Genomic DNA, 22,980 nt, shown 5'->3' with positions numbered 1-22,980 from the left:
GAATATAACTGACTTTTTTTATTTCTTCGGCTGATTTTTTCCGAATTTCCGTGGATAATAGGATAGGGTAGTCATAAAATACTGCTGTAATACATTTTGCCGGCCTACAGTCACACTGCTTCCGTTACCATAATTAATCACGCTGCTGTTCTGGTGAAGCAGGTCTAATGCCGAAAACTTAATCTCACCATTATTGCCCTTCAGGAAACGATAAATCGCACTGGCATTCCAGATCGTGAAGTTCACGTCCTCAGCGGATGAGGAAGAACTCGTGTTGACAGAGATATTGCTATTTAAGGTGAGCTTCTTGGTGACATTATAGCTCGTGCTCACTGCTGTACTCAAGTTTTTACCGCTAAACTTGGTATTGAAGGCTTCCTGAACCGTTCTGTAGGTCGACAAGGATTCACTTACCTCAAGCGCAAAAAGGCTTTTATAGGTAAGGGTTGCATTTACCCGGATATTGCTGTTCAGCTGCTTGGAATACGCAAAAGCATCGTTCGTAAAGCCTGGATTCCGGCCCACATAAATATCGCCATTAGTGCCGAACTGAAGTTCAGCGCTTTTGAACTTAAAGGCCTTTCTGATATTGCCGCTTATGTTCGCATACTTGTTTCCCTGTGCGTTGACTGAATACACGGTACGACGGTTCAGGCTATCGATCAAAACACTATCCACAATATTGTCCCGTACAACCGCCGCCCGGGCATACAGTCCATAGTTGAGCGTATTTTTCGTCGTCTGATCGTAATGGTTAAAACTGAACGACAGTACACGTTCCACAGCCTGGTTGAGCGCCAGATTACCTCTCCTCAAATAATACACATCGGAGCTGTCGGTTAGCGGGGCCAGCTGTTCTAAAGAAGGCATTCGGACCACCGTGTTGAAATCCAGATTGTAGTTGCGGTAATATTCCCCGTACTGGTTGTCACTATACTGCACCGAAGCATCCGGCATGAACTGGGTGTAGTTACGTTTGATGTTTTGGAAGGAGCGTGCCGACTTAAACCGCTGATTGATCAGCTTCTGCTTGGGTGAAAAAGAGAAGGTAAGGTTTTCATAGTATCTGTTCGACAGGTTCTTTGAAAAAGTCTTGGATATCCTCAGACCGGGCGCCTGGTCGAGCACATCCATTTGCACGTTATTGCTCAGATAAGCGTTTTGCCGGTATGCATTGCCGATGGTGTCCAGGTCTTCCACCTGGTCGTTGTCTGTATTATGCTTTAGTTCTATATTGTTAAAAGCATTAAAGTCTATCCCCGCCAATTGTGCTTTTCCGAAAATCAGCGAACGCAGGCTGTTCAGCGTAAGCTGCATCCTGTGTGTAGTTTCATTGAATTTACTGTCATACCTGCGGTTAAATTTTCTGTTCGCCGCCGGATCGGCGATCGATCTGAACTCCGTAAAATTCGTCCGGTCGTCTTGGTTGTCGATTACGTTTAAACTATATCTGACATCAAAACCCTTGAAACGCTGATCCCACTTATTATAGTTTTGCCCCAGCCGGAAATCTGCGGTTAAGTTAAAGTCCATATTGTTAAAACTACTCAGGTTACTGCTATTGTTGGTACTCGTCATCACATCATCCGCATTACGGGCTGTGCGAAACGTCTGATTGTTGTTCTCACCCTGATTTCTGTTCAGATTCTGTGAAATTTTAAAACTCTTCGACTTTTTTACCCACTCAAATTCCGAATCGAACCGCTGACGTATATTCTCGCCTAAATTGGTGCTAACGCTTTCCTCCTTTATTCTGTCGGCATTGGGCAGCGTTGTTGTGGTAACCTGGTCTGAGTTGTTGTCCCGTTCATTGTCGGTAAGAAAATAATTCGCTTTCAGGGTTTTCTTATTTTCCCAGGTGGGTTTTTCAATGAAATTATAGGTAAAGGCCATCCCACCGGAGTTGCCCCGGTTAACGCCTGTAGCCCTGAAGTCGGGCTGATATTCCACATTGGTGCCCGTACCCTTAAATGTACTGCTCTCCATCAGCGAATTTATGCTGCCGGCCTGCTTGTTGATGTTGTTGCTGGCACCGATAATCGCCAATTGCATTTTAGGCGTGAATATGTTGAAACTTGCGTCACCTTCAAACCTGCGGTCTGTGCCGTAACCGCCCCCAAGCTTCCCAAAATAACCGATGTCCTTGCCCTTTTTTAGCTTCAAGTTCATTTCTAGTGTCGAATCAAGCAGGTTTTTCTGGTCGGTAACCGTGCTGTAAACCTGTATCTTCTCCAATGCGTTTTTCGAGATATTCTGCGTAGCGATCTTAGCGTCTCCGCCAAAGAAAGGTTTGCCATTTACCAGGATATTTTTTACCTCTCGACCATTTACCGTAACCTGGCCGTCACCCCATAATACAATATTCGGGATTTTCCGGAGCAGGTCTTCCACCACGGCATTACTGTCGAGTTTAAACGCTGCGGCGTTAAACTCCAGGGTATCACCATTCATACTGATGGGAGGGACGGTAATGACAATATCTTTAAGCATAACGTCCCGCGACTGTACCACAAGCGTTTTCAGATCAATTTCCCCTTTGTCGGCCGGAATCACAAACGTCTTCCTAAAAGGATTATACCCCACGTAACTTACATCTAACCTAAGCTGGATGCCGACCGGAAGGGTCTTAAACACAAACTCCCCATAATTGTTGGTGATCTGGTAATTGAGTAGAGAGCTATCAGCCGCCCTATAGACCGATACGGTAGCGGAGCGGAGTACATAATTCTGTGTCGTATCTTTCACCAGACCTTTGGCTATGCCTTTATGGCCGGAAGTAGTTTGCTGTGCTTGACTCAGTAAGGGTACAGACAGCACCAGCAACAGCATCGCCGCTGCAAGTTTAATCAGGATTGTATTTATCATGAGGTGTTAATTTTTTTTTGGTTTCAGGCGTATTAATACCGGATTGCTTTTCTTGTTTTCTGATTTAAAATAGCTAGCCAGTTTAGGCGGATAGGTGGCATTTTTGCCTGCACTTTGCTCTTTGAAACTAAACATCGCGAGCGAGGAATAACTGGTATACAAATACGTCCCGTCGTATTTATGAAATCCCCGGTTAGAGAAATCCCAGCCGCTTCCTGCATCATTAACGGGAAGGAAATGCGACAGCGAATCCGGTTCCAGATTGCCAAGAGAGATCAGGTCAGCGTTGTCAAGGTTATATACAAAGGCAAATTTCTTTTCCCTCGAGCCTCCCCAGCTGTGTGTCTTAAAATAAAGGTTATTTCCAAATTTATAGGTTCCGCTCAAAGCGTAGATCGCATCACGGTTGGCATCGAAATACTCCTGTCTTTTCCCCTTGTACACGGGGTTCGACAGGAAGTCTGCCGGCAACGTGTTTGCCGCCGGAAAAATAATGCGGTAGGCAAGAGAAAGTTTCTTAGGAGTCAGCTTGTAAATATTAGTTTTATAATACGTCAGAAAAAACAACTCATCCTGAACGCGATAGTCATAAACACCACCGTGGCCAAAGAACTGATCATTCTCATAGCGTTTTACGTCGAAAGGGAGATAAGTTGCTACCGGGACCGTATCTCTGAGTACGGCCAGCTCATAGTAGGTGCTGTCTTTGGTCTTGTTATCCCGAAAACCCTGCTGAACCTGATCTCCATTGGAGAAAGTATATTCGCCCCGGTATTTGTTATCCTTGTGGAGTACCTTTTTAACAAGCTTTCCTTTAGTATCAAAAAAGATAGCGTACTTTCTGGATTGAATCTGAATGAGTGATCTGTCGCCCTCTTTCCTAAGCTGGAAACCCCAAAAGTTCTGAGGCTCTTTCTCATTTTCTTCTTTAGGCAAACTGCTTGCGTTAATCCTGCCTTGGAACTTGCCGTCTCTGTTAAATATAAAGACACCTCTGGTATCGTAATCGAAGATCACATAGCAACTGTCTGTCAGATCAAATTCTGCGATTGATCCAAAAAGACTCTCTTTAGTTGTCTCCAGCGGTATAAACTCTACTTCGTCGAATATTTGCGATACGGCTGCTCCGCGGGCACTTTGCGGATCAATACGTAGCGTTTTCATTTCGGAGCTGTCTATTTTGCTTTCCTGCGCATGGCCCGAATGGCAAAACAATACAAAGACAAGCATACCGAGCAGGGGGTAGATGAGCGTTGGTTTAAACATACTGATGGTTATATTGGTTCCTAAAGATAAACCAAAAAGCGTTAAACAAAAGATGTTTAACAAGAATTAACGTTTAATTCCTGAAATTCTGCGTAATCATCAGACCATATATCCCGCCCTGCAATACCCCGATGCCCACCCGACCGAATGCCGGCCTGAGAATATTAGCACGATGACCCGGCGATTTCATCAATCCGTCGTGCGCAATCTTCAGTGTAGGTGCCAAAGCAAGGTTCTCGCCAGCGGTGAGGTAGAGGATCCCCTCGCGGTCTATACGCTGAAAGGGCGTGGTGCCATCCGGCGCTATATGCGAAAAATATCCACGGGCAAACATGTCGGCCGAGTGCTTACGAGCTACCATCCGCAAGGCGGTGTCGGCCTTGAGCGGTTTCAAGCCTTCTTTTGCGCGTTCCTGATTGACCAGCTCAAGCATTTCCGCCTCCAGATCCGGCCGGGTCCTAGGCTTGCTCACTTTAAACGGAAGGTCAATACTTTCCTCCTTATTCACCGCGGCGTTGTTGGCCGGAACGATCTTCTGAAAGAAATCGGTAAACACCGGTGCCAGTTTGTCTTTAGCCCAGGTGGCACGGTCGAGCACCCAATCGTTCAATTTGCTCTCGCCGCCTTGGGTAGACAAGCGGCTGGTCACCGGCATCAGCATAAACAAAGCCGACAAGAAAAGCATCCACAAAAAGCCGTTGATCACGCCCGGAACCACACCGAGTATCTTGTTCAGCAGGTGCCCATGCCAGCGCCTATCGACCCCCGCCAGCACAAATTCCACCGCGCGCTCCAGCAACAGCCGCGCTACAACAAGCGTTACTAGAAAAGCCACAGGCGCAGCCCAAACCCCGAGGGAGGGCGCAACAGCAGTGAGCAGGTTAAGCAACAGTCCGTAGCCAAACAATGCAAGCGCAAGACTACCCAGCCAGCACACCAGTTCGGCGGCCGACAATATAAAGCCTCGCTGCACAGCTGAAAGTATAGACAGCAATAAAATAATGATCAGTATAAAATCGAGCCAGTTCAATTACTTTCCACTTCAGATAGATCAATTTTGTTAATTTCGCTTCATAAACAACACCGCCCTGAGCGCTTATGTTTAATGATTTGCGAAACGATCTGAGATTAAAAATGTTATCACTGCAATGGAAAGTGTAAAATTACAGGTTATTGGCTGCGGAGACGCTTTTGGCAGTGGAGGCAGGCTTAATACCTGCTTTTTCGTAGCCGCGCACAATACCAGGTTTCTGGTCGACTGCGGCGCAAGCAGTCTGCCCGCCCTGAAACGTGCAGGCATAGCCATCGAAGAGATTGATACCATTGTTATTACACATTTTCATGGCGATCATTACGGCGGTGTTCCCTTCGTGATCCTGGATGCAGCCACCACAAAGCGCAGTCGCCCCCTCAACATTATCACGCCCCCGGGCGGCAGGGAGCGCATCAGCGCACTTACTGATCTGCTGTATCCGGGCAGCAGGCCCATCGAAAAAATAACGGTCAACTTTATTGAGTACGAGCAGCGCAAACCCTTGCTGGCGGTCAATTTATCTATTGAAGCTTTTCCTGTTGTGCATACGGAGGAAGCCTTGCCCCATGGCCTGCGCATCAAGGCGGGCAACCGCATCCTGAGCTTTTCAGGAGATACCTCCTGGACGGACGAACTAATTCCGCTTAGCGCGGATGCTGATTTGTTCGTCTGCGAGTGCAATTTTTATCAGACCCAGGTAAAGGGTCACCTAAGCTATATCGAGCTTGAAAGCCGGCTTAGTCAGCTAACCTGTAAAAGATTATTGCTCAATCACTTCGACCATGAAATGCTGTCCAACATGCAGTACGTGAAACCGGAATGCGCAACGGATGGTTTAATATTGCACATCTGATCGCGATATCGCTGAAACATCGTTGACAGTCAGCGACCAGGACATTTCCTTTATATATGGCAAAGCAAAGCGCTGGAATCTTATTGTACAGAAAAGGTAGTTCGGGACCCGAATTTCTGCTGGCGCATCCGGGCGGACCGTTCTTTCGGAATAAGGACGCTGGGGTGTGGACCATCCCGAAAGGGGAACCCAGTGAGGGAGAGGCGCTGTTTGATGCGGCCATAAGGGAGTTTGAGGAGGAGACAGGCCACAGGCCGGTGGGCGACTACCTTGCCCTGCAGCCCATTGTGCAGAAAGCCGGCAAGGAAGTGCATGCCTGGGCGGTGGAAGGCGATTTTGATCCGGATCACCTGCGCTGCAATACATTTGAGATGGAGTGGCCACCCAGGTCGGGCAAGATGGAGGCCTTTGAGGAGGTCAACAAGGTGGCCTGGTTCAGCTATACCGAGGCCTGCCAGAAGATCAACGAAAGGCAGCGGGGCTTGCTCACCGAACTTCTTGCCGTACTGCAAAACCATGGCGCAAACAAAACTTAATGCCTGAAAGGGTTGTTTAGCTAGAAAACACAAGCTATGAACAACTTTTTCAGAGGTATTATTGCTGCCTGGGGCGCCAAGAAACTGGGCGGAGGCTGTCTATCTACCATCATCATATTTGCGCTCATCTGGACCCTGCTGGGCAAATGCAACCAGGGCGCCAAATCACAGAGTGCACCTTCGCCGAGACCACCGGTGGCCATGTGCCGATAATATTGATCCTTCTAAACTGCTGAAACCATGAGCGCGACCGATTATAGAAAGCTTCTGAAAGCTGCTCCTAAGACGAAGATCCCGATAGGTATAAAGCCCATGCTGGCTACGCTGGTAGATAAGCCTTTTGATGGCGACGACTGGGTGTACGAAGTGAAATGGGATGGGTACCGCGCGTTGGGTTTCAGCCTGAAGAACGGCGATGTGCAGTTGCTGTCGCGCAACAACAAGCAGTTTAACGAGAAATTTTACCCGATATATGACCTCATGCGCAAATGGAAGCTGGATATTGTGGTCGACGGCGAGATTATGGTGCTGGGCGAGAACGGAGTCTCTAATTTCGGAAACCTGCAAAACTGGCGCAGCGAGGCCGATGGTGAATTGGTGTACTATGTGTTCGACCTCATCTGGTATGAGGGCAAAGACCTGACTGGTTTACCACTGAGCGAAAGACAGGCAATTCTGGCGGAGGTACTGCCGCAAGATGACGAGAGCATTCGCTTGAGCAAGGTGTTTAAGGCCAAGGGAACGGAGTTTTTCAATGCCGCACAGCGTATGGGGCTTGAAGGTATCATTGCCAAGAAGGCCGATAGTCTGTATAGTGTGAACAACCGCTCCAAGGAATGGCTCAAGATTAAAGTGCAGAAGCGGCAGGAAGTGGTTATTGCTGGTTACACGAAAAACGAGGATACGCCCAAGCTGTTCAGTTCGCTGCTCCTAGGGGTGTATGAGGATGGTGTTCTGCGCTATGCAGGAAAGGTGGGAACGGGCTTTAACGATAAAACGCAGAAGCAAATGATGGCCAGCTTTAAACCATTGATTACAGATAAGAGCCCATTCAATGAGATTCCTGATGTCAATAAGCCTTCCAGGTTTCGGCCTAATCCGCCGAAGGCAAAAGCCACATGGCTTAAACCAGAACTGGTCTGCGAAGTTGCTTTTACGGAGGTGACCAGCGATGGAGTATTCCGTCACCCTTCTTTTGAGGGTATGCGGATCGACAAGAAAGCTACTGATGTGGGACTGGAAGTGCCGGTCGGTACCGCAGATGCGCTGGAGGGCTTGGACGAACATGCGGAGGCGATTAAACCGCCCAAAGCAAAACAACGCAAAACGCTGCTTAATCCTAAGGAGCAATCGCAGGTGCGGAAGGTGAACGGGCACGACTTGAAGTTCACCAATTTGAGTAAGCTGTACTGGCCGGAAGACGGCGTGACGAAGCGCGATCTGTTTAATTATTACTACCAGGTGGCCGATTTTATCCTGCCTTATCTAAAGGACAGGCCGCTTTCCCTTAACCGCTTTCCCGGCGGCATACACGGCAAGAGTTTTTACCAGAAAGATGTGAAGGATAAGGCGCCCGAATGGGCTAAGACTTTTCCGTATATCACAAGCGATGGCGAGGACAAGGAATATCTCGTGGGACATGATGAAGCGACGCTGCTATGGATGGCTTCGCTGGGTTGCATTGAAGTAAACCCATGGTTTTCGAGGGTGCAGCATCCGGATAATCCGGATTACTGTGTGATTGACCTCGATCCGGACCAGAACACTTTTGAGCAGGTTATTGAAGCAGCGCTTGCGGTAAAAGACATCCTGGATCAGCTCGCGGTTCCGAGCTATTGCAAGACTTCTGGCTCTACAGGTATGCATATTTACATCCCGCTGGCGGCTAAATATTCGTACGACCAAAGCCAGATGTTTGCGCGTATACTTGTCAACCTCGTGCATAAAAAGATACCGGAATTCACAAGTGTGGAGCGGATGATTTCGAACCGCAAAGGCAAGATGTACCTGGACTTCCTGCAAAACCGGCCGGGGGCTACCATTGCAGGCCCTTACTCTTTGAGGCCGAAGCCTGGGGCTACGGTCTCTATGCCGCTGGAATGGGAGGAAGTGAAACCGGGACTTAAAATGCGGGATTTTACGATATTTAATGCGGTCGACCGGCTAAAAGACAAGGGCGATCTCTTTAAGGGTGTATTAGGGAAGGGGATTGATTTGGAGAAGACGGTGAAAAAGGCGAAGGAACTTTTTGGATGATCATATGAAGGCAAGAGTTTTAATATATTATGCGGCGTTTAGTCTGCCGGGTACCCTGGTTTACCAGTCGGCCACCGCTCAAACCACCGAAACACCTTATTTTAAGGACGTTACGGCATCAGCCCTTCCAGCCGATCCGGAAGCACATATCCTGGATGTGGTTCTTGCTGATGTAAGCGCAGACGGTCACCTTGATGCGGTATTAGCACTGGAGGGCCGGCCCAACCGACTGTATATCAATGACGGCAAGGGTGTTTTTAGCTGGAAGAAGGGGGTGTTTGCGGATAAGAACCACGACACAGAACATGTGAGGCTAGGCGATTTCAATGGCGACGGTCACCTGGACGGGATTTTTGTAGCGGAGGATGATCACAATTCTGAATACTATTTGGGCAACAGTGATGGGACCTTTACCGATGTGAGCGACCGGCTTCCGGCACTCAGCGAGGGAAACGGCCTGGATATAGGCGATGTGAATGGTGACGGCCTCCCTGATATTGTGGTTGGCAATACAGGTGCGGATGCTAAAAACTTCTTATGGTTAAATGATCCGGTGCGTCCGGGACATTTTAAGGCGAATGCCGGAGGCGTTTTGTCTGAACTTCCGGCGCAGACGCAATCGGTTAAACTGGCTGATCTGGACGGCAACGGCGCCCTTGATGTCGTATTTGGAAATGAGGTTCCGCCTAACCGCCTGATGTTCAATAATGGAAAGGGCAACTTTTCAGAACGCGAGGGGGCATTAGATCTTCCGGTTCCGCTTCATACCCGTGAAGTGATCGTTTTTGATGCGAATGGAGACAAGCATCCCGACATCCTATTTGCTAATCTGACCAGCAACGCCGGTAAATATGAGAAAGATCCAAACGCTCGCCTGCTTATAAACGACGGCAAGGGGCGGTTTAAAGATGAGACTGCGTTGCGCTTGCCCAAACAGGAATACTCAACTTATGCCGGCGCGGTGGTCGACTTTAACCGCGACGGACATCCCGATATCATCTTCAGTGCCGTTAGGATTCCCTCATTTGCGCCTATGCAGGTCCAGGCCTTGCAAAACGATGGAAAAGGCAAGTTTAACCTGGCCACAGCCGAAGTTATCCCAGGTTCTACCATAGGCCGGAGCTGGGGCATTGCCGTCGGCGATGTAAACGGCGACGGCATAGCAGATTTGTTTATCGGTCAGTGGGGAACACAGGCCAGATTGCTCCTGGGTAAGCGGTAGCACCAAGAACTCCTGCAGCGAAACCTGGTGTAGGACTTACTGTTTAGAGAACACGAAACTATGCCCGTGCTGCTTCAGCAACATCTCTTTCTTTTGCGTATCAAACTCCAGAACTATCCCTGCACCATCAAACTTAAACCTGCTCTTGGTAACCGCTTCCATAGGCAATGCCGATTGTCCTGAAGCTTGTGCAATAATTGAACTGCCATTTCTGGTCACCGTTATCGTAAAGGGAAGTCCAGCAGAACTGTAGGTCCCGGTAAGTGGATCAAGTTCAGCCGGAGTCAGGTCAAGCGACTTGAAGGAGGGGATTTGAAGCGGTTTGTTATAGGCTGCACTCAGCAGCGCAATGCTGATATCGTTTATTGGGTAATTGAGTCCATTAACACAGAAAGCTATGGATATGCCGCTCTCTTTGAAATGATATAGAATACTGTGCGTGCCGTATGTGTCGCCTCCATGGCCCAAACCCCAATACTCATAAAAAGGAACTTTCATTAACCCTCTGGCAAGGCGACTTTGGCCGGTGAATGTACGCATATCAGCATAACGTTCCGCAGATAAAAGTTTGCCGCTAGCCAGGGCATTCATAAACACAAGCAGATCGGCGGGGGTCGATAGTATGTCGCCCACGCCAATTACATTGGGAAAGTATATGTCCTTAATATCCGTCCATGAACTAATCCTCGCATACGGCATAGCCTCGTTTTTGCTATTGTTAGGAACACCCGCCACACTGCTTTTAAGGCCCAGCTTTTTAACGATGCGGGTCTCCAACAATTTGTTAAATGACTTTCCCGTAATATCTTCAAGAATATAGCTCAAAAGCAGGTATCCCGAATTGGAGTATTGCTGCTTGCTGCCAGGCTCAAAATTCACTTTACGCTTCGCTATCGTATCCAGAAGTTCATTTTTAGGATGAGCTTGAGTGATCCAGACCCTGTTGCTTACCTCGCTGACATAATCGATCAGCCCGCTGGTGTGCGACAGGAGGTGATCGATGGTGATTTTATCACTGTTTGGCAGGGCTGGATAGAACTTAGACAACTTGGTGTCGAGCGATAGTTTGCCCTCATCGATAAGCTGGAAGATCATCACCGCAGTAAAAACTTTAGTAATGGACCCGATCCGGTATTGCGTATTGGCGGTGGCCTTAACGCTATCCGGACCTAATACCTGGTATCCGACAGATCTTTGGTAAACCACCCTGCCATCTTTAGCCACAGCAAAACTGCCCATCGTTTTGTCGTTCGCAGCCAGTGCGTTAAAGAAACTATCAAGTTTGGCGGTGTTGACGGTCTGGGCATGAGATTGTGTGGCAAAGAGCACACCGAGGAGTAAGATTGCGATGATTTTTTTCATGTCTATACGTTAATCGGGCCTTAAGGTAAAAAGAAAGGCGCGAATATTTGTTATCTTTATGAAAAGCGTTGATTATGATTTTACAATATCTTACACAGGAATTTGAACATGAGGTAAACAGTACACGAAAGTTGTTGCAGGCTGTTCCGGAAAAGGACCTTGGCTATAAGCCTTCTGAAACCTCATGGAACATGGGCGAACTTGCCCAGCACATTGCTACGATCTATTATTGGTATGAGGGTACGTTTACACAAGATGTGTACGACATCACGGCCGACCACCTGGAGCGTGGCAGTACGGACGATATTCAGGCAACCCTTGCGCTTTTCGAAAGCAATGTAGAAAAAGCCAGAGCAGCGCTGCAAGCACTAAAGGAAGAGGATCTGGCCGTGAACTGGACGATGAAAGTAGGGGACAAAGTACTTCTCGGCCCAATGCCGAGAGGCATCGTAGCACGCGGGTTTCTCTTCAATCACATCTATCATCACAGGGGTGAAATGATCGTTTACCTGCGCGCTACGGGTAACAAAGTGCCGGGTATGTACGGGCCTACGTATGAGGATGAGCTGAGGCAGTAACCGCTGCACCGACCTTGCGGTCGGCCGGTCGGAAATACCAGGAGACTGTGGTAAGCACCAGCAACAAGGCAGGGCCAAAGTACTCTATGGCGCTGTCGCCATGGGCCAGGTGACTAAAAATAGCCCCGGTCATGAGGAAAAAGAATCCCGCATAGGCCCATTCTTTGAGCAGAGGTGTTTTGGGCAGGATAATCGCTATGGTACCCAGTATCTTCCAGATGCCTATGACGGTTAAAAAATAGCCAGGATAGCCGAGTTCACTCATCTTTTGTGCTTCCTCGTCCATTTGGATAAGCTGCACAATGCCAGTTGATGTCATGCCCAGTCCCAGCCATAGGGTGGCTACCCAGTAGATGATCTTGTGTGTCTTTTTCATATTCTATTTTAAAGCGTTTAGGGTGTCTTGCAGTTTATTGTGTGCCCAGTTGAGCCCCTGCGCGAAAGGCATTTGAAGCAGCTGGTTGCGGTGGGCGGTCGACTTGAACACGATTTGCATGGTAAGCTTGCTGGTTTCGGCATTGAGGGCTTCAAACTCCAGATATTCGAGTTGCACGGGAAATGGTGTATTTTCCATTTCAAATGTGCGGGTAATTTTCAGGTTGGGAACAAATTCGTGAATTGTACCGTTGGCCGCAAAAGCCACCTGACCGTTATGCGAAGTTTCAAACGCGTAGGAGCCATGTTTGCGCATATCGAACTTGGTTACCTTAGTACTCATCCATTGCTCAAATAGCTCAGCCTCTTCATAAGCTTTAAAAAGCAGTTCAACCGGCAGGTCGAACACCCGGGTAATGGTAATCTCCTGACTGCCTTCTTCGGCGTTTATTTTAGTTTTCTGTTCCATCTTGCTTGCTTTTGTATTGTTTCATTACGGCTTCCAGCTTGTTAAATCGCTCGTCCCACATCTGGCGGAAAGGCTCTAAAAAGTCGGCCACCTCTTTCATTTTTTGGGCACTGATATGATAGTGAACCTCTCTGCCTGTTTGTTCCTGGCGTAAGAGTTCACACTCCGTAAGAATTTGCAAGTGCTTGGAAATGGTAGGTCTGGCAGTATCAAAGTTGGCCGCAATGGCACCGGCCGACAGCGACTGAGAGGCAACTAGCAAGAGGATGGCCCGTCGGGTCGGGTCGGAAATAGCCTGAAAAACGTCTCTTCTTAAATTCATTATGTAGTTATTTGACTACAAATATATATGTAGCTATTTAACTACGCAAGTTTTAAGAAGAATTTTTATTCGATAGGAATATAAAAATCTACGATGGCTTTCTGCTCAGGATGCTTACTAAAATCATTGTGATAGATTTCAAAAGGATTCTGACTGGCCTTTTTATAGCCGTTCTCATTCATCCAGATAAAGAGCCCGGTCCAGGATTTCTCAAATTCCTCTAGCCCGATCTCGAAACTGCCGACTATGAACTTCCCGCCGGGGATTGTCGATAAAGTTACTTCGCCACTTACTTTTACGGGCTCACTTATCAGTACACAAGCCTCCATGCGAACTTTGTTCGAATCTGTGATTTTAAAACTGTCGTGATAAAGGGTCGCCATTTTAGTATGCACTGAAAGCAATCCGAGCGGCGTTGCCCAGCGTATTAACTTCTGGTAGGCAGTCTGCACATTTTGATGGCCAATGCAGGGTATGCAGGCCACCTGTATTTCCTGAATCGTTTTGATTTCAATTTTTGCGTTCATTGTTATCCATGTTTTTAGATCATTAATAACGCAAAGGTATCTCTCGACATCGGGGTAAACTTGACCGATCTTGCTGAGCATTTGGCTTATCTTGCTAAATCTGTTGGGGTTTTGTTTTCTGAATTCGGTAGGACTTACCCCATAGTACTTTTTAAAGGTTCTGGTAAACGAGGCATTGTCGCTGAAACCATATTTTACAAGAATCTCCGTGAGCGGACCGTCCTTATGGAGTAGGTCGGACGCAGCTTTTTCAATTCTGCGACGGGTAATATACGCGCCAAGCGCTTCGCCTGTCACCATCTTAAATACGCGGTGGAAGTGAAATGCTGAGAAACTGGCAATTTCCGCAACCTCGGCCAGGGAAACCTGTGCGTCCAAATGCTCGTCAATGTATCTGAATACCTTGTTTATCCTGATCTTGTAATCAACCTGGGTCTCGCTCTCTGGATTGGTCATCTGAAATACTTTTGCGTCAAAAATAGCAAATTGGTTTTTGCATGTCTTACACAGTTTATAATAGCTATTTTGCATTCGAGAATCATTGTGTCTAAAATCTGCATATGAACCCCTTTATATTAGCGCTTCAGGCAAGCAATCTCACGGTAGAAATCCATCACCATGCGGCCTATCAGATCGTGCTGTCGACCGACACCCCATTTAACTCTACCATCGATGGGACGTTAAACGAGGGTATTTATGGCTTTCTTATCAAACCGCATGTCAGGCATTTATGCGTTGCAGAAAAGGGCACGCTAAGTGTGTTAAACATAGAACCTTATTCCAATCTCGGGCTTGAGCTTTCCACAAGGTTTAAAGAAAACGAGGCTTTTACCATTTTCCGTTCAGCACAAGAGATAATCACTTTTTTCGGAACTCCGGAACATAGCCGGAGCGTTCCAGATGTTATCGAAACGCTGATTTCGAAGATTCCGGTGCTGCAATATGACGACCGGGTTGCTACGATCGTCGATTATATCCGGAGCAATTACTTCGAGTCTGATATTACGCCACAGACCTTTTCCGACAAGGTATTTTTGTCGCCCTCCCGTTTAGCCGCACTGTTTAAAGAACAGACCGGCAGCAGCCTTTCTAAATACCTGTTGTGGACACGCCTGCGGCAGGCCATCTATCTGGCGCTTACGGAGAAAGACAAGAGCCTTACCGAGATAGCCTATGAGACAGGCTTTTACGACCTGCCCCAACTCAATAAATACATGTACGAAATGTTCGGTATGCCGCCCAAGGCTTTGAAGATGAACAGCAATCTGATTCTGGTACACTAAAACAACATCAGTGTTTTGATACAAGTTTAGGCGTTGGCCGCTTCGCAACTTTGTGATATCATTTAAACATAATATCATGAAAGCGATAGCATACGAAAAGTTCGGGACCACAGAGGTTCTGCAAATTGTAGAGAGACAAAACCCTTCGGTCAAAGATGATCAGGTGCTCGTAAAAGTCAAAACATTTTCCATCAACCCTATGGATTGGAAGATCCGGAAGGGAGAGATGAAACTCATGTCGGGTTCAAAGTTTCCGAAGTACACCGGCGCCGATTTTGCAGGCGTAGTTGTCGCCACCGGAACTTCCGTGAAAGGACTTAAAAAAGGAGATGAAGTTTTTGGTGTGGTAGGGAACATCATGAAAGACGGCGCATCTTCCGAGTATATCGCCGTACCCGCGAATCTGGTATGGAGGAAGCCTTCAGAATTGAGTTTCGCTCAGGCCGCATCTATCCCAGTCGTCGGCACTGCTGCGGTCACTACCTTCGAGAAAATGGGCCATACCGATTCACAAACAACAGTCCTGGTAAACGGCGCTACCGGTGGTTATGGCATGTTTCTGATGCAGTTACTGTCACAAACCGATGCTGATGTAACAGCGGTTACAAGTGCAGGCGGGATGCGATATGCCAAACAATGGGGTGCTGCCCGGGTGGTCGACTATAAAAAAGAAGACATTCTTGCTCAAAAACACACCTACGATATAGTGATTGATCTGTCGGGAAAAATGGGCTACCGGAAGGCTAAACAAATCATGAATCCCCGGTCGCTCTTCCTGAACCCGACGCCCAAACCCGTTGAGATCATCCTGTCTAAAATATCCAACTTCTTTACCGGAAAGAAACACCAGGTCGTCCTTTCCAGCCCATCTAAAAAATACGCCGATGCCTTATTGGCTGCCATAAGGAACGGCTTCGAAGTGAAGGTCAACCGGGTATTTCCGTTTACGGAATACCGCCAGGCATATCAATACGCAGAGGCAGGTGGCTTCGTCGGTAAGGTTGTCGTCGAATTCCCAGAAGAAAGATAAAGAAATACGTCTTATACATTCAACATTAGAAAATATGAAACTATTAGAGAAAGCAAGCTTAGGAAGCCTGCATTTGAAAAACAAAATGGCTATGTCGGCCATGACAAGAAGTCGCGCCAACATCAACGGTGTGGTAGGCGATCCTACGGTAAAATACTATACGCAGCGGGTAAGTGCAGGCGTGATATTCACCGAAGCGATCCGGATCAGTGAAGACGCAACTGGCAGTCCCTTTACTCCGGGTATTTTCACTGAGGAACAAATCGAAGCCTGGGAAAAGGTGACCAAAGCCGTACATGACGAAGGCGGCCTTATCATCGCTCAACTTTGGCACACAGGCAGGGCAGGACATTCCGTAGACCGGAATGGCAAATTGCCCCTTGCACCCTCGGCTTTGCCTATAACAGGCATGCAACATTTTACCTCGCAGGGGCTTAAGGACTATGAGGTTCCGCAGGAAATTACGGACGAGCAGATCGGGCAAACCATAGCCGACTACGGTAGGGCCGCTAAAAATGCGATAGAAGCCGGATTTGATGGGGTAGAGCTTCACGCGGCAAATGGGTATCTGCCCAACCAGTTTCTGGCCGAGAGCGCAAACCAACGGACAGATAAATATGGCGGAAGTAATGCCAATAAAGCACGCTTTGTGCTGGAGGTGATGCAGGAGCTGATCGCTGCAGTAGGGGGTCAGCGGGTCGGAATTAAAATCTCGCCATTGCATCCCTACGGTAACATGGTGCTGGATAACCCGGTTGAAACCTACACCTACCTCATAAACGAATTGAACAAACTTGATTTTGCTTATGTGGAACTGATGAAGAGGAGTCCGTATTTCCCCGCACCGGAACATTATCCTGAAATAGATGAGATGGAAGTTTTCGGGAAGATGATTAAGCAAGCAGTGATTGCCAACTCAGGCTACAACAGAGACACGGCAGAAGCAGAGCTTGAACGAGGCATCGCAACAGCCGTGTCTTTCGGGACCTTGTTTCTGGCCAACCCCGATCTGCCGCAACGCTTTCTTGCCAACGTGGCACTGAATGAACCAGACAGGGCAACGATGTTTGGCGGCGGCGATCAGGGTTATATCGACTACCCTTTTTTAAGTGCGTATGCTTAACCTACATATTCCACGCCCCATTTATAGAGCTCATTAATGATGGGCTCTAACTTTTCCCCTTTTGTCGTCAACGTATATTCCACAGTAGGCGGCACAGTAGCAAAAACCTTTCTGGTTACGATTCCGTTTGCTTCCATATTCTTCAATTCCTTTACCAGCATTCGGGTACTGATGTTTGGTATGAGTCGTTCCAGTTCGCTAAAACGCTTTGTACCAGTAAACAAAGCATAAATGATAGACATCGACCATTTTCCGCCGATCACACCTAAAATTTCCTGAAGCGTGCATTTATATTCCGTTTGTTGCAATTTTCTTTTGCTCATAACTAGTTGATAATGTTCAATTCTTTACTTGGTGTTATTACTATACAATAGTGTAACCACTTGCAAAAGTAAAGTATTGTAGGTTGCTTTGCTAAACATTATAAAATAAATGATATGGATAATTCATTAAAAGGACAGGTTGCGCTGGTAACAGGCGGAACAAAAGGTATTGGCAAGGCCATTGCCGAAACATTAAGTAACCGTGGTGCTCAGGTGGTGATTACAGCACGAACTGCACCGGAAGAAAGCATCGAGGGACAGCATTTTATATCCGCAGATCTGACCCAACCCGAAAGTGCAGCCACCCTTTCCAAAGAGATTTTAGAGAAATACGGAAGGATAGATATTATTGTAAATAACGCAGGAGCGAACTTAAGTCCCGGAGGCGGTTTTAGCGTGCTGTCAGACGAACACTGGAACAACGACTGGCAGCTCAATTTTATGTCGGTAGTCCGCGTGAATAAAGCTTTGCTGCCCACCATGATCGAGCAAAAAAACGGGGTGATCATCAACATTTCTACTGGTTCGGCAAAGCAACCGATCTGGGAAATGACCATGTCCTATTCATCTGCAAAAGCAGCCCTAAACGTTTACAGCAAAGCACTGGCAAGCGAACTTGGCGCAAAAGGTATACGTGTAAACGTCGTTTCGCCAGGGGCGATAAAAACCCCGCTAATGATGGAGTTTATCGACAACATTGCAAAATCCTCAAACATCACATCAGATGAAGCCTTCAAAGCGGTGATGGATAAAGTAGGTGTTCCTCTCGGCAGGATGGGCGAACCGGAAGAGATAGCTAGCCTTGTGGCCTTCCTGGCCTCTCCGGAAGCGAAATATATTACGGGTGCAAATTATTCGGTCGACGGCGGTGCATTGCCAACGGTCTAAATGGCCTGCTAGTCGTCGCGCTCAAATAATGAATTGCGTTTATCCACAAGCGCAGCGAAGTTAATGTTTAGCTGGTCGACATGTTTTTTCTGCTCATACACCTGATTTAGCTCTTTCATAAACTTGTCAAGTTCCTTTGCCACAGGATGCATTTGCCGGGCAAGCTCAAGAGCTTCATCAGGACTGAGATTGCCCTCGCTGATCAGCGTAGTTATGCCCAGCATAGAGCAGATCGGCCGGCGCAGTACATGGGAAATATCATATAGGATCTGTTCCGCGGAGGCGATATAGTCAACCAAAGCGGTGACATCGCGGGTTGCGCCATACCAAACAACTTTTCCTTCCTGATCTTTTTCCGGTACTGCCTGAAGCCAGCGCCAGCGAATCACACCGTCTACCACAATCCGGTATTGAAAGCTTATTGGTCTTTCCGTTTTATAGGCCTTCTTCATGTTCTCGACAAAAAGACTGCGGTCGTCCTCATGCCAGACTTCCAGTATCCTGTCTGGATTTCTTGAAATATCCGCTAAATCGGCCGTAAAATTGTATTCCTCAGTTCCACGGTTTACAAAAAGGAAATTCAGTTTGCCGGTTTCTTCAATTTCGAACATGTAGGTATTTCCCGGTACCTGGCTCGTGATCTTTCTGATGAGCTGTTCGCTCTCCTTCGTCTTTTGTTCCGCTTTTACCCTGGCCGAAATATCGGTATGTGTACCTAAACTAATATTCGTAAGGTTGCCCCGGTGGTCCTGGAGCTTCCTGGCGCGCGACCAGATCCAGACCCAGTCGCCCGACTTATGCCGCATCCGAAAGAAATTCTCGTACAGATCGGTAGAAGTGCCATTCAGGAACTCATTGAAAATCCGCACAGCATTTTCGCGGTCGTCGGGGTGAAGGCGGTCAACCCATGACATACCCTGCGTATCCTCCCAGGTTCCGTCCGGTCTGTCGAACCCCAGCATAGCAAAGTATTGCGAACTATACCATACCCGTTGCGTGTCCAGGTCATATTCCCATGCGCCCATATTGGAAACCTCTATGATGGATTTGTATCTTTCTTTGCTTATCCTAAGCTGCTGCACCGCCTCCTTTTTCGCCGTGATATCGCTGTTTATCGATATGTATTGATATACCTCGCCTTCGTCGTTCACAAACGGTACGATCGTGGAGTCAACCCAATAATTGGAGCCATCCTTCGCCTTGTTGCAAAATTCTCCTCTGTATGGCTTACCCTCCATAAGCGCGGCGCCTAATTCGTCGAAATACTCTGGTGGATGATAGCCGGAAAAAAGGATATCGTGAGTCTTTCCTATAAGTTCTTCAGCGCTGTATTTGCTCACTTTGCAGAAATTGTCGTTCACGTACAAAAAGACACCGTCAACATTAGATATCGCCACTATAGACGAAATGTCTAAAGCATATTTATAGTCTTCCAATTCCTTTTCCCGCTCAACAAGTTCATTGAAGGCCTGTTCCCGCTGGGCTACCGCCGTTCTGCGCTTTAAGGTTTCCCGCTGCATCGATCTCAGGCTGCTCCGTAGATGGTTGATCGCGTAATACTGCATCACCAATATGGTTATGATGGGAATCATAGCGCTGATCCACCTGCTGATCGGATCGTGAACTACCGTGGGCGCAGGTAACTGGCCGTTTACCTCGAGCAAAGCCAGTGCAAAATCTGCTGCGATGGTTAGCAGACCAATTGCCAGTCCACCCCTTCGCCCGAGCAAAAACCCGGCAGTAAGAATGACTGCCATTTGCGATAATATTCCGGGCGCAAATATCCCCCCGGCCGAATAGCATGGCACGGTGATGTACAGCCATAGCATGATGGTGAGCGACCAACTCGCCTTGCGGGTGTGCCCATAATAGTTCAGGCTTAGGTTAACTATAGCAATTAACAAGGCCACACCTAACAATATTGCCCATCTCGACTTCAGTTGCGGAAAGTAGAAAAGGCCGAACACCACGACCAAAGCCGTAACTGCCGACCAAATAATGGTCAGCATAAAGACCATATAAGCCTGATAGTTCTTGATCTTATCCGGTGGACGTAAAATATGGTTCATAAAGCGAAACCTGTTCGTATAAATATAAGCAAGTTTATACAAACTAATCTGCCTGATTTCAGGAAGGGCAGGCTGGAACTCTTATTTAGTTATTAAACTTTCAATATATTTTGAAAGTTTAATAACATCTTTTATATTTGTTTCATGGAACTAGTAGAAGCAAAGAAAAAGTTTATTGAGACGTGGGGCAAGTTAGGATCTGAGTGGGGGATTAACCGAACCATGGCGCAAGTCCATGCTTTGCTTCTTATAACGCCCGAGGCTCTTACGACAGAGGAGATTATGGAGACGTTAAGTATTTCAAGAGGTAATGCAAATATGACACTAAGGGATTTAATAGGCTGGGGCTTGATTGAGAAGCAGCATAAGGCAGGCGAGCGTAAAGAGTATTTTTATGCTGACAAGGACACCTGGAACATTGCCCGTCAGGTAGCTAAAGAGCGGAGAAAAAGAGAATTAGACCCAGTTTTAAAAGCCCTGGATGAATTGTCAAAAGTAGAGGGGAATAATAAAGATCCTGAATATGCGACCTTTAATAGGTCGGTTACCGATATACATAAGTTAGCTAAAAATGTAGATCGAACACTTGACACCATGCTAAAAGCAGAGGAAAACTGGTTTTGGGGATCTATATTCAAAATATTCAAGTAGAATATTTTTTTATCACAATCTTTCAGTTTTTTCTGAAAATACGAAAAGTTAAAAGAATTATTTTAATAGCTAAGTAATATGAAATACAACAAAATAGTGCTCGCCGGAGGCAGCGGATACCTAGGCCAGGTGTTAAGCAAATATTATAGATATCTTGCAAAGGAAGTAATTGTCCTTGGCAGGAAATATAAGGCCTCAGAAGGCAACATCCGGACGGTGCTTTGGGATGGAGTTAACGAAGGGGAATGGAAAAACACTTTGAACGGTGCTGACCTGCTGATTAATTTATGCGGTAAAAATGTGAACTGCAGGTATACGGAAGAAAATAAAGCTGAAATTATCTATTCTAGAGTAATTCCAACCGCACTTTTAGGAAGTGTGATTGCCGAGTTGGAGCATCCGCCTAGGGTATGGATCAACATCACTTCCGCTACGATTTACAGACATGCAGAAGATTGTCCACAAGACGAGGAAGCCGGTAATATTGGCTATGGATTCTCCATCGATGTGTGTCGACAATGGGAAGAGACTTTTTTTAATACCAATACGCCTCTTACCCGAAAAATTGCTTTGCGGATGGGCATAGTGTTCGGTCGTAAAGACGGAGCTTTCCCTCGTCTGCTCAATCTTGTAAAATTCGGCCTCGGAGGCAAGCAAGGAGATGGTCAACAGTATGTCTCCTGGGTACACGAGCAAGATGCCGCAAAGTGCACTGAATGGTTATTGAACCGCGAAGAACTTAATGGTGTAATTAATTGCACAGCGCCAGAACCCATAAAAAATTCTCAGCTGATGGGATTGATCCGCAATGCTTATGGCGTTCCGTTTGGTTTACCCGCGCCTGCCTGGCTACTTGAAATTGGGGCAAAGGTGATTGGAACTGAAACGGAACTGATCTTAAAAAGTAGGTGGGTTTTACCTAAACGCCTTTTGGATAGTGGCTATTCTTTTCTTTTCCCAAAGGCGGAATATGCGGTTAAAGACCTTTTAAGTACTAGAACAAACTAGAATCTCACATATTACAACGTTATCTTCAGCATGGACAAACAAACACTCAAATTTGAAATAATCAAAGGTCTCATCCTTTCAAACGCTTTTGCATTTAGTAGCATAGCGATAGCAAGCTTTTTAAAGCCTGATTCAAACGTTCTGGTATATACAGAATTTGTTGTTGTCCCTTTATTGATGGGTATTATTTGCGCCTGGTGCTGGAGAGATTTGGGAATTAAAAGTAGGGTATTGGTTCTGCTTTCCTGCTTAAATGGGTTGATTGGCGTGCTTTTGAGCGCTGTCTTTCTCGGAGAAGGAGTGATCTGTCTGCTTATAGTATCGCCGCTCATTTTCACATTCATTATTACAGGCGTGTTTACCGGCAGGGCAATTTTCAAAAAGCGTAACCAGAACTTAAACGTGAGTGTAGTCTCGCTGTTGTTATTGCTGTTTTTTGTGGATACAGCGTCCAGACACCACTATGAAAATCTGGTGTCGGATGTTGTCATCGTTAATGCTCCGCCAGAAGAGGTCTGGAAGCATGTAGTAGCTTTCGATAGAATAGAGGAAGAGGAAAATTACTGGTTATTTAAGATGGGCATGCCAAGTCCTGTTGCCGCCAGCGTTGATGGTTACTACGAGGGGGCCGGACGAAAATGTATATTCAGCAACGGATACATTTTCGATGAAAAAATGGTTACTTACAAGCCCGCTGAGAATTTAACTTTTGATATTGTTCAGCAACCACGCGACCCCGAAATTATGGGGCACATAGATATCTTGCGCGGCCAATTTATCTTAAAGGACAACGGAAACGGAACGACAACGCTGACAGGCAACAGCTGGTACAGGCTTCATGTATTTCCTGTGTGGTATTATGATCTGTGGGCCAAAAGCATTACCCGGAATGTTCATCTGCGCGTAATGGATCATATAAAGTACCTTAGCGAAAAGTAAGG

At 46.9% G+C, this 22,980-nt stretch carries 23 protein-coding genes; 13 read left to right on the top strand and 10 right to left on the bottom strand.

Annotated elements, in window-relative coordinates; translation table 11 throughout:
- Window positions 1-18: 18 nt before the first annotated feature.
- From J3P40_RS12925 to J3P40_RS12915, 3 genes are all read right to left on the bottom strand, one after another.
- Window positions 19-2,865: a peptidase associated domain and porin domain-containing protein gene (locus J3P40_RS12925; protein ID WP_256006336.1), complete on the bottom strand. Its 2,847-nt coding sequence runs from the start codon at window positions 2,863-2,865 to the stop codon at window positions 19-21.
- Between the two features lie 6 nt (window positions 2,866-2,871).
- Window positions 2,872-4,131, bottom strand: coding sequence for a DUF4934 domain-containing protein (locus J3P40_RS12920; protein ID WP_256006334.1), 1,260 nt, complete (start codon window positions 4,129-4,131; stop codon window positions 2,872-2,874).
- A 73-nt stretch (window positions 4,132-4,204) separates the two neighbouring features.
- Window positions 4,205-5,161, bottom strand: coding sequence for a CvpA family protein (locus J3P40_RS12915; protein ID WP_256006332.1), 957 nt, complete (start codon window positions 5,159-5,161; stop codon window positions 4,205-4,207).
- A 118-nt stretch (window positions 5,162-5,279) separates the two neighbouring features.
- Between J3P40_RS12915 and J3P40_RS12910 the strand changes: the two genes are divergently transcribed.
- The 5 genes from J3P40_RS12910 to J3P40_RS12890 are packed head-to-tail and all read left to right on the top strand — an operon-like array spanning window position 5,280 to window position 10,031.
- Window positions 5,280-6,017: an MBL fold metallo-hydrolase gene (locus J3P40_RS12910; RefSeq protein WP_256006330.1), complete on the top strand. Its 738-nt coding sequence runs from the start codon at window positions 5,280-5,282 to the stop codon at window positions 6,015-6,017.
- A 56-nt stretch (window positions 6,018-6,073) separates the two neighbouring features.
- On the top strand, window positions 6,074-6,553 hold the full coding sequence (locus tag J3P40_RS12905; protein ID WP_256006328.1) for an NUDIX hydrolase: 480 nt from the start codon (window positions 6,074-6,076) through the stop codon (window positions 6,551-6,553).
- A gap of 36 nt (window positions 6,554-6,589) precedes the next feature.
- Window positions 6,590-6,766, top strand: coding sequence for a hypothetical protein (locus tag J3P40_RS12900; protein WP_256006325.1), 177 nt, complete (start codon window positions 6,590-6,592; stop codon window positions 6,764-6,766).
- A 27-nt stretch (window positions 6,767-6,793) separates the two neighbouring features.
- Entirely contained in the window at window positions 6,794-8,809 is a 2,016-nt protein-coding gene (gene ligD, locus J3P40_RS12895; protein ID WP_256006323.1) for a DNA ligase D, read from the top strand.
- 4 nt (window positions 8,810-8,813) lie between these two features.
- A complete protein-coding gene (locus J3P40_RS12890) occupies window positions 8,814-10,031 on the top strand; it encodes an FG-GAP repeat domain-containing protein (protein ID WP_256006321.1) in 1,218 nt (405 codons plus the stop codon).
- 36 nt (window positions 10,032-10,067) lie between these two features.
- Here the strand turns inward: J3P40_RS12890 and J3P40_RS12885 are convergent, their stop codons facing one another.
- Window positions 10,068-11,393 carry a serine hydrolase domain-containing protein gene (locus J3P40_RS12885; RefSeq protein ID WP_256006319.1) on the bottom strand — a complete coding sequence of 442 codons (1,326 nt, stop codon included), beginning with the start codon at window positions 11,391-11,393 and terminating at the stop codon, window positions 10,068-10,070.
- 74 nt (window positions 11,394-11,467) lie between these two features.
- Between J3P40_RS12885 and J3P40_RS12880 the strand changes: the two genes are divergently transcribed.
- Window positions 11,468-11,971, top strand: coding sequence for a DinB family protein (locus J3P40_RS12880; protein WP_256006317.1), 504 nt, complete (start codon window positions 11,468-11,470; stop codon window positions 11,969-11,971).
- On the opposite strand, the gene J3P40_RS12875 is transcribed toward J3P40_RS12880, so the two are convergent.
- The 4 genes from J3P40_RS12875 to J3P40_RS12860 all read right to left on the bottom strand — a co-directional run bounded on the left by J3P40_RS12875 (window position 11,943) and on the right by J3P40_RS12860 (window position 14,120).
- On the bottom strand, window positions 11,943-12,347 hold the full coding sequence (locus J3P40_RS12875) for a DoxX family protein (protein ID WP_256006315.1): 405 nt from the start codon (window positions 12,345-12,347) through the stop codon (window positions 11,943-11,945). The two genes, J3P40_RS12880 and J3P40_RS12875, sit on opposite strands and share 29 nt — an antisense overlap.
- A gap of 3 nt (window positions 12,348-12,350) precedes the next feature.
- Window positions 12,351-12,815, bottom strand: coding sequence for an SRPBCC domain-containing protein (locus tag J3P40_RS12870; RefSeq protein WP_256006313.1), 465 nt, complete (start codon window positions 12,813-12,815; stop codon window positions 12,351-12,353).
- The gene (locus tag J3P40_RS12865) at window positions 12,799-13,137 is read right to left on the bottom strand and encodes an ArsR/SmtB family transcription factor (RefSeq protein WP_256006311.1); all 339 of its coding nucleotides are present in this window, start codon (window positions 13,135-13,137) and stop codon (window positions 12,799-12,801) included. Before J3P40_RS12865 ends, J3P40_RS12870 begins: the two co-directional genes overlap by 17 nt.
- A 65-nt stretch (window positions 13,138-13,202) precedes the next feature.
- Window positions 13,203-14,120, bottom strand: a complete 918-nt coding sequence (locus tag J3P40_RS12860) for an AraC family transcriptional regulator (RefSeq protein ID WP_256006309.1) — start codon at window positions 14,118-14,120, stop codon at window positions 13,203-13,205.
- A gap of 104 nt (window positions 14,121-14,224) precedes the next feature.
- Between J3P40_RS12860 and J3P40_RS12855 the strand changes: the two genes are divergently transcribed.
- The 3 genes from J3P40_RS12855 (at window position 14,225) to J3P40_RS12845 (ending at window position 17,100) form a co-directional block, all read left to right on the top strand.
- Window positions 14,225-14,947: a helix-turn-helix domain-containing protein gene (locus J3P40_RS12855; protein WP_256006307.1), complete on the top strand. Its 723-nt coding sequence runs from the start codon at window positions 14,225-14,227 to the stop codon at window positions 14,945-14,947.
- Between the two features lie 76 nt (window positions 14,948-15,023).
- Window positions 15,024-15,977 carry an NAD(P)-dependent alcohol dehydrogenase gene (locus tag J3P40_RS12850; protein WP_256006304.1) on the top strand — a complete coding sequence of 318 codons (954 nt, stop codon included), beginning with the start codon at window positions 15,024-15,026 and terminating at the stop codon, window positions 15,975-15,977.
- 34 nt (window positions 15,978-16,011) lie between these two features.
- Window positions 16,012-17,100, top strand: coding sequence for an alkene reductase (locus tag J3P40_RS12845; protein ID WP_256006302.1), 1,089 nt, complete (start codon window positions 16,012-16,014; stop codon window positions 17,098-17,100).
- Here J3P40_RS12845 and J3P40_RS12840 read toward each other — a convergent pair.
- The gene (locus J3P40_RS12840) at window positions 17,097-17,423 is read right to left on the bottom strand and encodes a winged helix-turn-helix transcriptional regulator (protein WP_256006301.1); all 327 of its coding nucleotides are present in this window, start codon (window positions 17,421-17,423) and stop codon (window positions 17,097-17,099) included. The two genes, J3P40_RS12845 and J3P40_RS12840, sit on opposite strands and share 4 nt — an antisense overlap.
- A gap of 114 nt (window positions 17,424-17,537) precedes the next feature.
- On the opposite strand from J3P40_RS12840, the gene J3P40_RS12835 reads away from it, so the two are divergent.
- Window positions 17,538-18,311: an SDR family oxidoreductase gene (locus tag J3P40_RS12835; RefSeq protein WP_256006299.1), complete on the top strand. Its 774-nt coding sequence runs from the start codon at window positions 17,538-17,540 to the stop codon at window positions 18,309-18,311.
- 8 nt (window positions 18,312-18,319) lie between these two features.
- Here the strand turns inward: J3P40_RS12835 and J3P40_RS12830 are convergent, their stop codons facing one another.
- A complete protein-coding gene (locus J3P40_RS12830) occupies window positions 18,320-20,380 on the bottom strand; it encodes a PAS domain-containing protein (RefSeq protein ID WP_256006296.1) in 2,061 nt (686 codons plus the stop codon).
- A 144-nt stretch (window positions 20,381-20,524) separates the two neighbouring features.
- Here J3P40_RS12830 and J3P40_RS12825 point away from each other — a divergent pair, with 144 nt between their 5' ends.
- From J3P40_RS12825 to J3P40_RS12815, 3 genes are all read left to right on the top strand, one after another.
- Window positions 20,525-21,031, top strand: coding sequence for a GbsR/MarR family transcriptional regulator (locus J3P40_RS12825; protein WP_256006294.1), 507 nt, complete (start codon window positions 20,525-20,527; stop codon window positions 21,029-21,031).
- 78 nt (window positions 21,032-21,109) lie between these two features.
- Window positions 21,110-22,039, top strand: a complete 930-nt coding sequence (locus tag J3P40_RS12820) for a TIGR01777 family oxidoreductase (protein WP_256006292.1) — start codon at window positions 21,110-21,112, stop codon at window positions 22,037-22,039.
- 30 nt (window positions 22,040-22,069) lie between these two features.
- Entirely contained in the window at window positions 22,070-22,978 is a 909-nt protein-coding gene (locus J3P40_RS12815; RefSeq protein WP_256006290.1) for an SRPBCC family protein, read from the top strand.
- The last annotated feature ends 2 nt before the right edge of the window (window positions 22,979-22,980 follow it).

The sequence above is a fragment of the Pedobacter deserti genome (assembly GCF_024436415.1).
GTDB lineage: Bacteria > Bacteroidota > Bacteroidia > Sphingobacteriales > Sphingobacteriaceae > Pedobacter > Pedobacter faecalis.
The sequence above is the reverse complement of the archived record's forward strand: the minus strand, read 5'-3'. Positions and strand labels throughout refer to the sequence as shown.

Coding starts and splice junctions, on each gene's coding strand:
- J3P40_RS12920 (WP_256006334.1), bottom strand. CDS start 4,131: ATGTTTAAACCAACGCTCATCTACCCCCTGCTCGGTATGCTTGTCTTT.
- J3P40_RS12880 (WP_256006317.1), top strand. CDS start 11,468: ATGATTTTACAATATCTTACACAGGAATTTGAACATGAGGTAAACAGT.
- J3P40_RS12885 (WP_256006319.1), bottom strand. CDS start 11,393: ATGAAAAAAATCATCGCAATCTTACTCCTCGGTGTGCTCTTTGCCACA.
- J3P40_RS12815 (WP_256006290.1), top strand. CDS start 22,070: ATGGACAAACAAACACTCAAATTTGAAATAATCAAAGGTCTCATCCTT.
- J3P40_RS12860 (WP_256006309.1), bottom strand. CDS start 14,120: ATGACCAATCCAGAGAGCGAGACCCAGGTTGATTACAAGATCAGGATA.
- J3P40_RS12840 (WP_256006301.1), bottom strand. CDS start 17,423: ATGAGCAAAAGAAAATTGCAACAAACGGAATATAAATGCACGCTTCAG.
- J3P40_RS12855 (WP_256006307.1), top strand. CDS start 14,225: ATGAACCCCTTTATATTAGCGCTTCAGGCAAGCAATCTCACGGTAGAA.
- J3P40_RS12875 (WP_256006315.1), bottom strand. CDS start 12,347: ATGAAAAAGACACACAAGATCATCTACTGGGTAGCCACCCTATGGCTG.
- J3P40_RS12830 (WP_256006296.1), bottom strand. CDS start 20,380: ATGAACCATATTTTACGTCCACCGGATAAGATCAAGAACTATCAGGCT.
- J3P40_RS12910 (WP_256006330.1), top strand. CDS start 5,280: ATGGAAAGTGTAAAATTACAGGTTATTGGCTGCGGAGACGCTTTTGGC.
- J3P40_RS12870 (WP_256006313.1), bottom strand. CDS start 12,815: ATGGAACAGAAAACTAAAATAAACGCCGAAGAAGGCAGTCAGGAGATT.
- J3P40_RS12905 (WP_256006328.1), top strand. CDS start 6,074: ATGGCAAAGCAAAGCGCTGGAATCTTATTGTACAGAAAAGGTAGTTCG.
- J3P40_RS12820 (WP_256006292.1), top strand. CDS start 21,110: ATGAAATACAACAAAATAGTGCTCGCCGGAGGCAGCGGATACCTAGGC.
- J3P40_RS12865 (WP_256006311.1), bottom strand. CDS start 13,137: ATGAATTTAAGAAGAGACGTTTTTCAGGCTATTTCCGACCCGACCCGA.
- J3P40_RS12835 (WP_256006299.1), top strand. CDS start 17,538: ATGGATAATTCATTAAAAGGACAGGTTGCGCTGGTAACAGGCGGAACA.
- J3P40_RS12900 (WP_256006325.1), top strand. CDS start 6,590: ATGAACAACTTTTTCAGAGGTATTATTGCTGCCTGGGGCGCCAAGAAA.
- J3P40_RS12825 (WP_256006294.1), top strand. CDS start 20,525: ATGGAACTAGTAGAAGCAAAGAAAAAGTTTATTGAGACGTGGGGCAAG.
- J3P40_RS12845 (WP_256006302.1), top strand. CDS start 16,012: ATGAAACTATTAGAGAAAGCAAGCTTAGGAAGCCTGCATTTGAAAAAC.
- J3P40_RS12850 (WP_256006304.1), top strand. CDS start 15,024: ATGAAAGCGATAGCATACGAAAAGTTCGGGACCACAGAGGTTCTGCAA.
- J3P40_RS12890 (WP_256006321.1), top strand. CDS start 8,814: ATGAAGGCAAGAGTTTTAATATATTATGCGGCGTTTAGTCTGCCGGGT.
- ligD (WP_256006323.1), top strand. CDS start 6,794: ATGAGCGCGACCGATTATAGAAAGCTTCTGAAAGCTGCTCCTAAGACG.
- J3P40_RS12925 (WP_256006336.1), bottom strand. CDS start 2,865: ATGATAAATACAATCCTGATTAAACTTGCAGCGGCGATGCTGTTGCTG.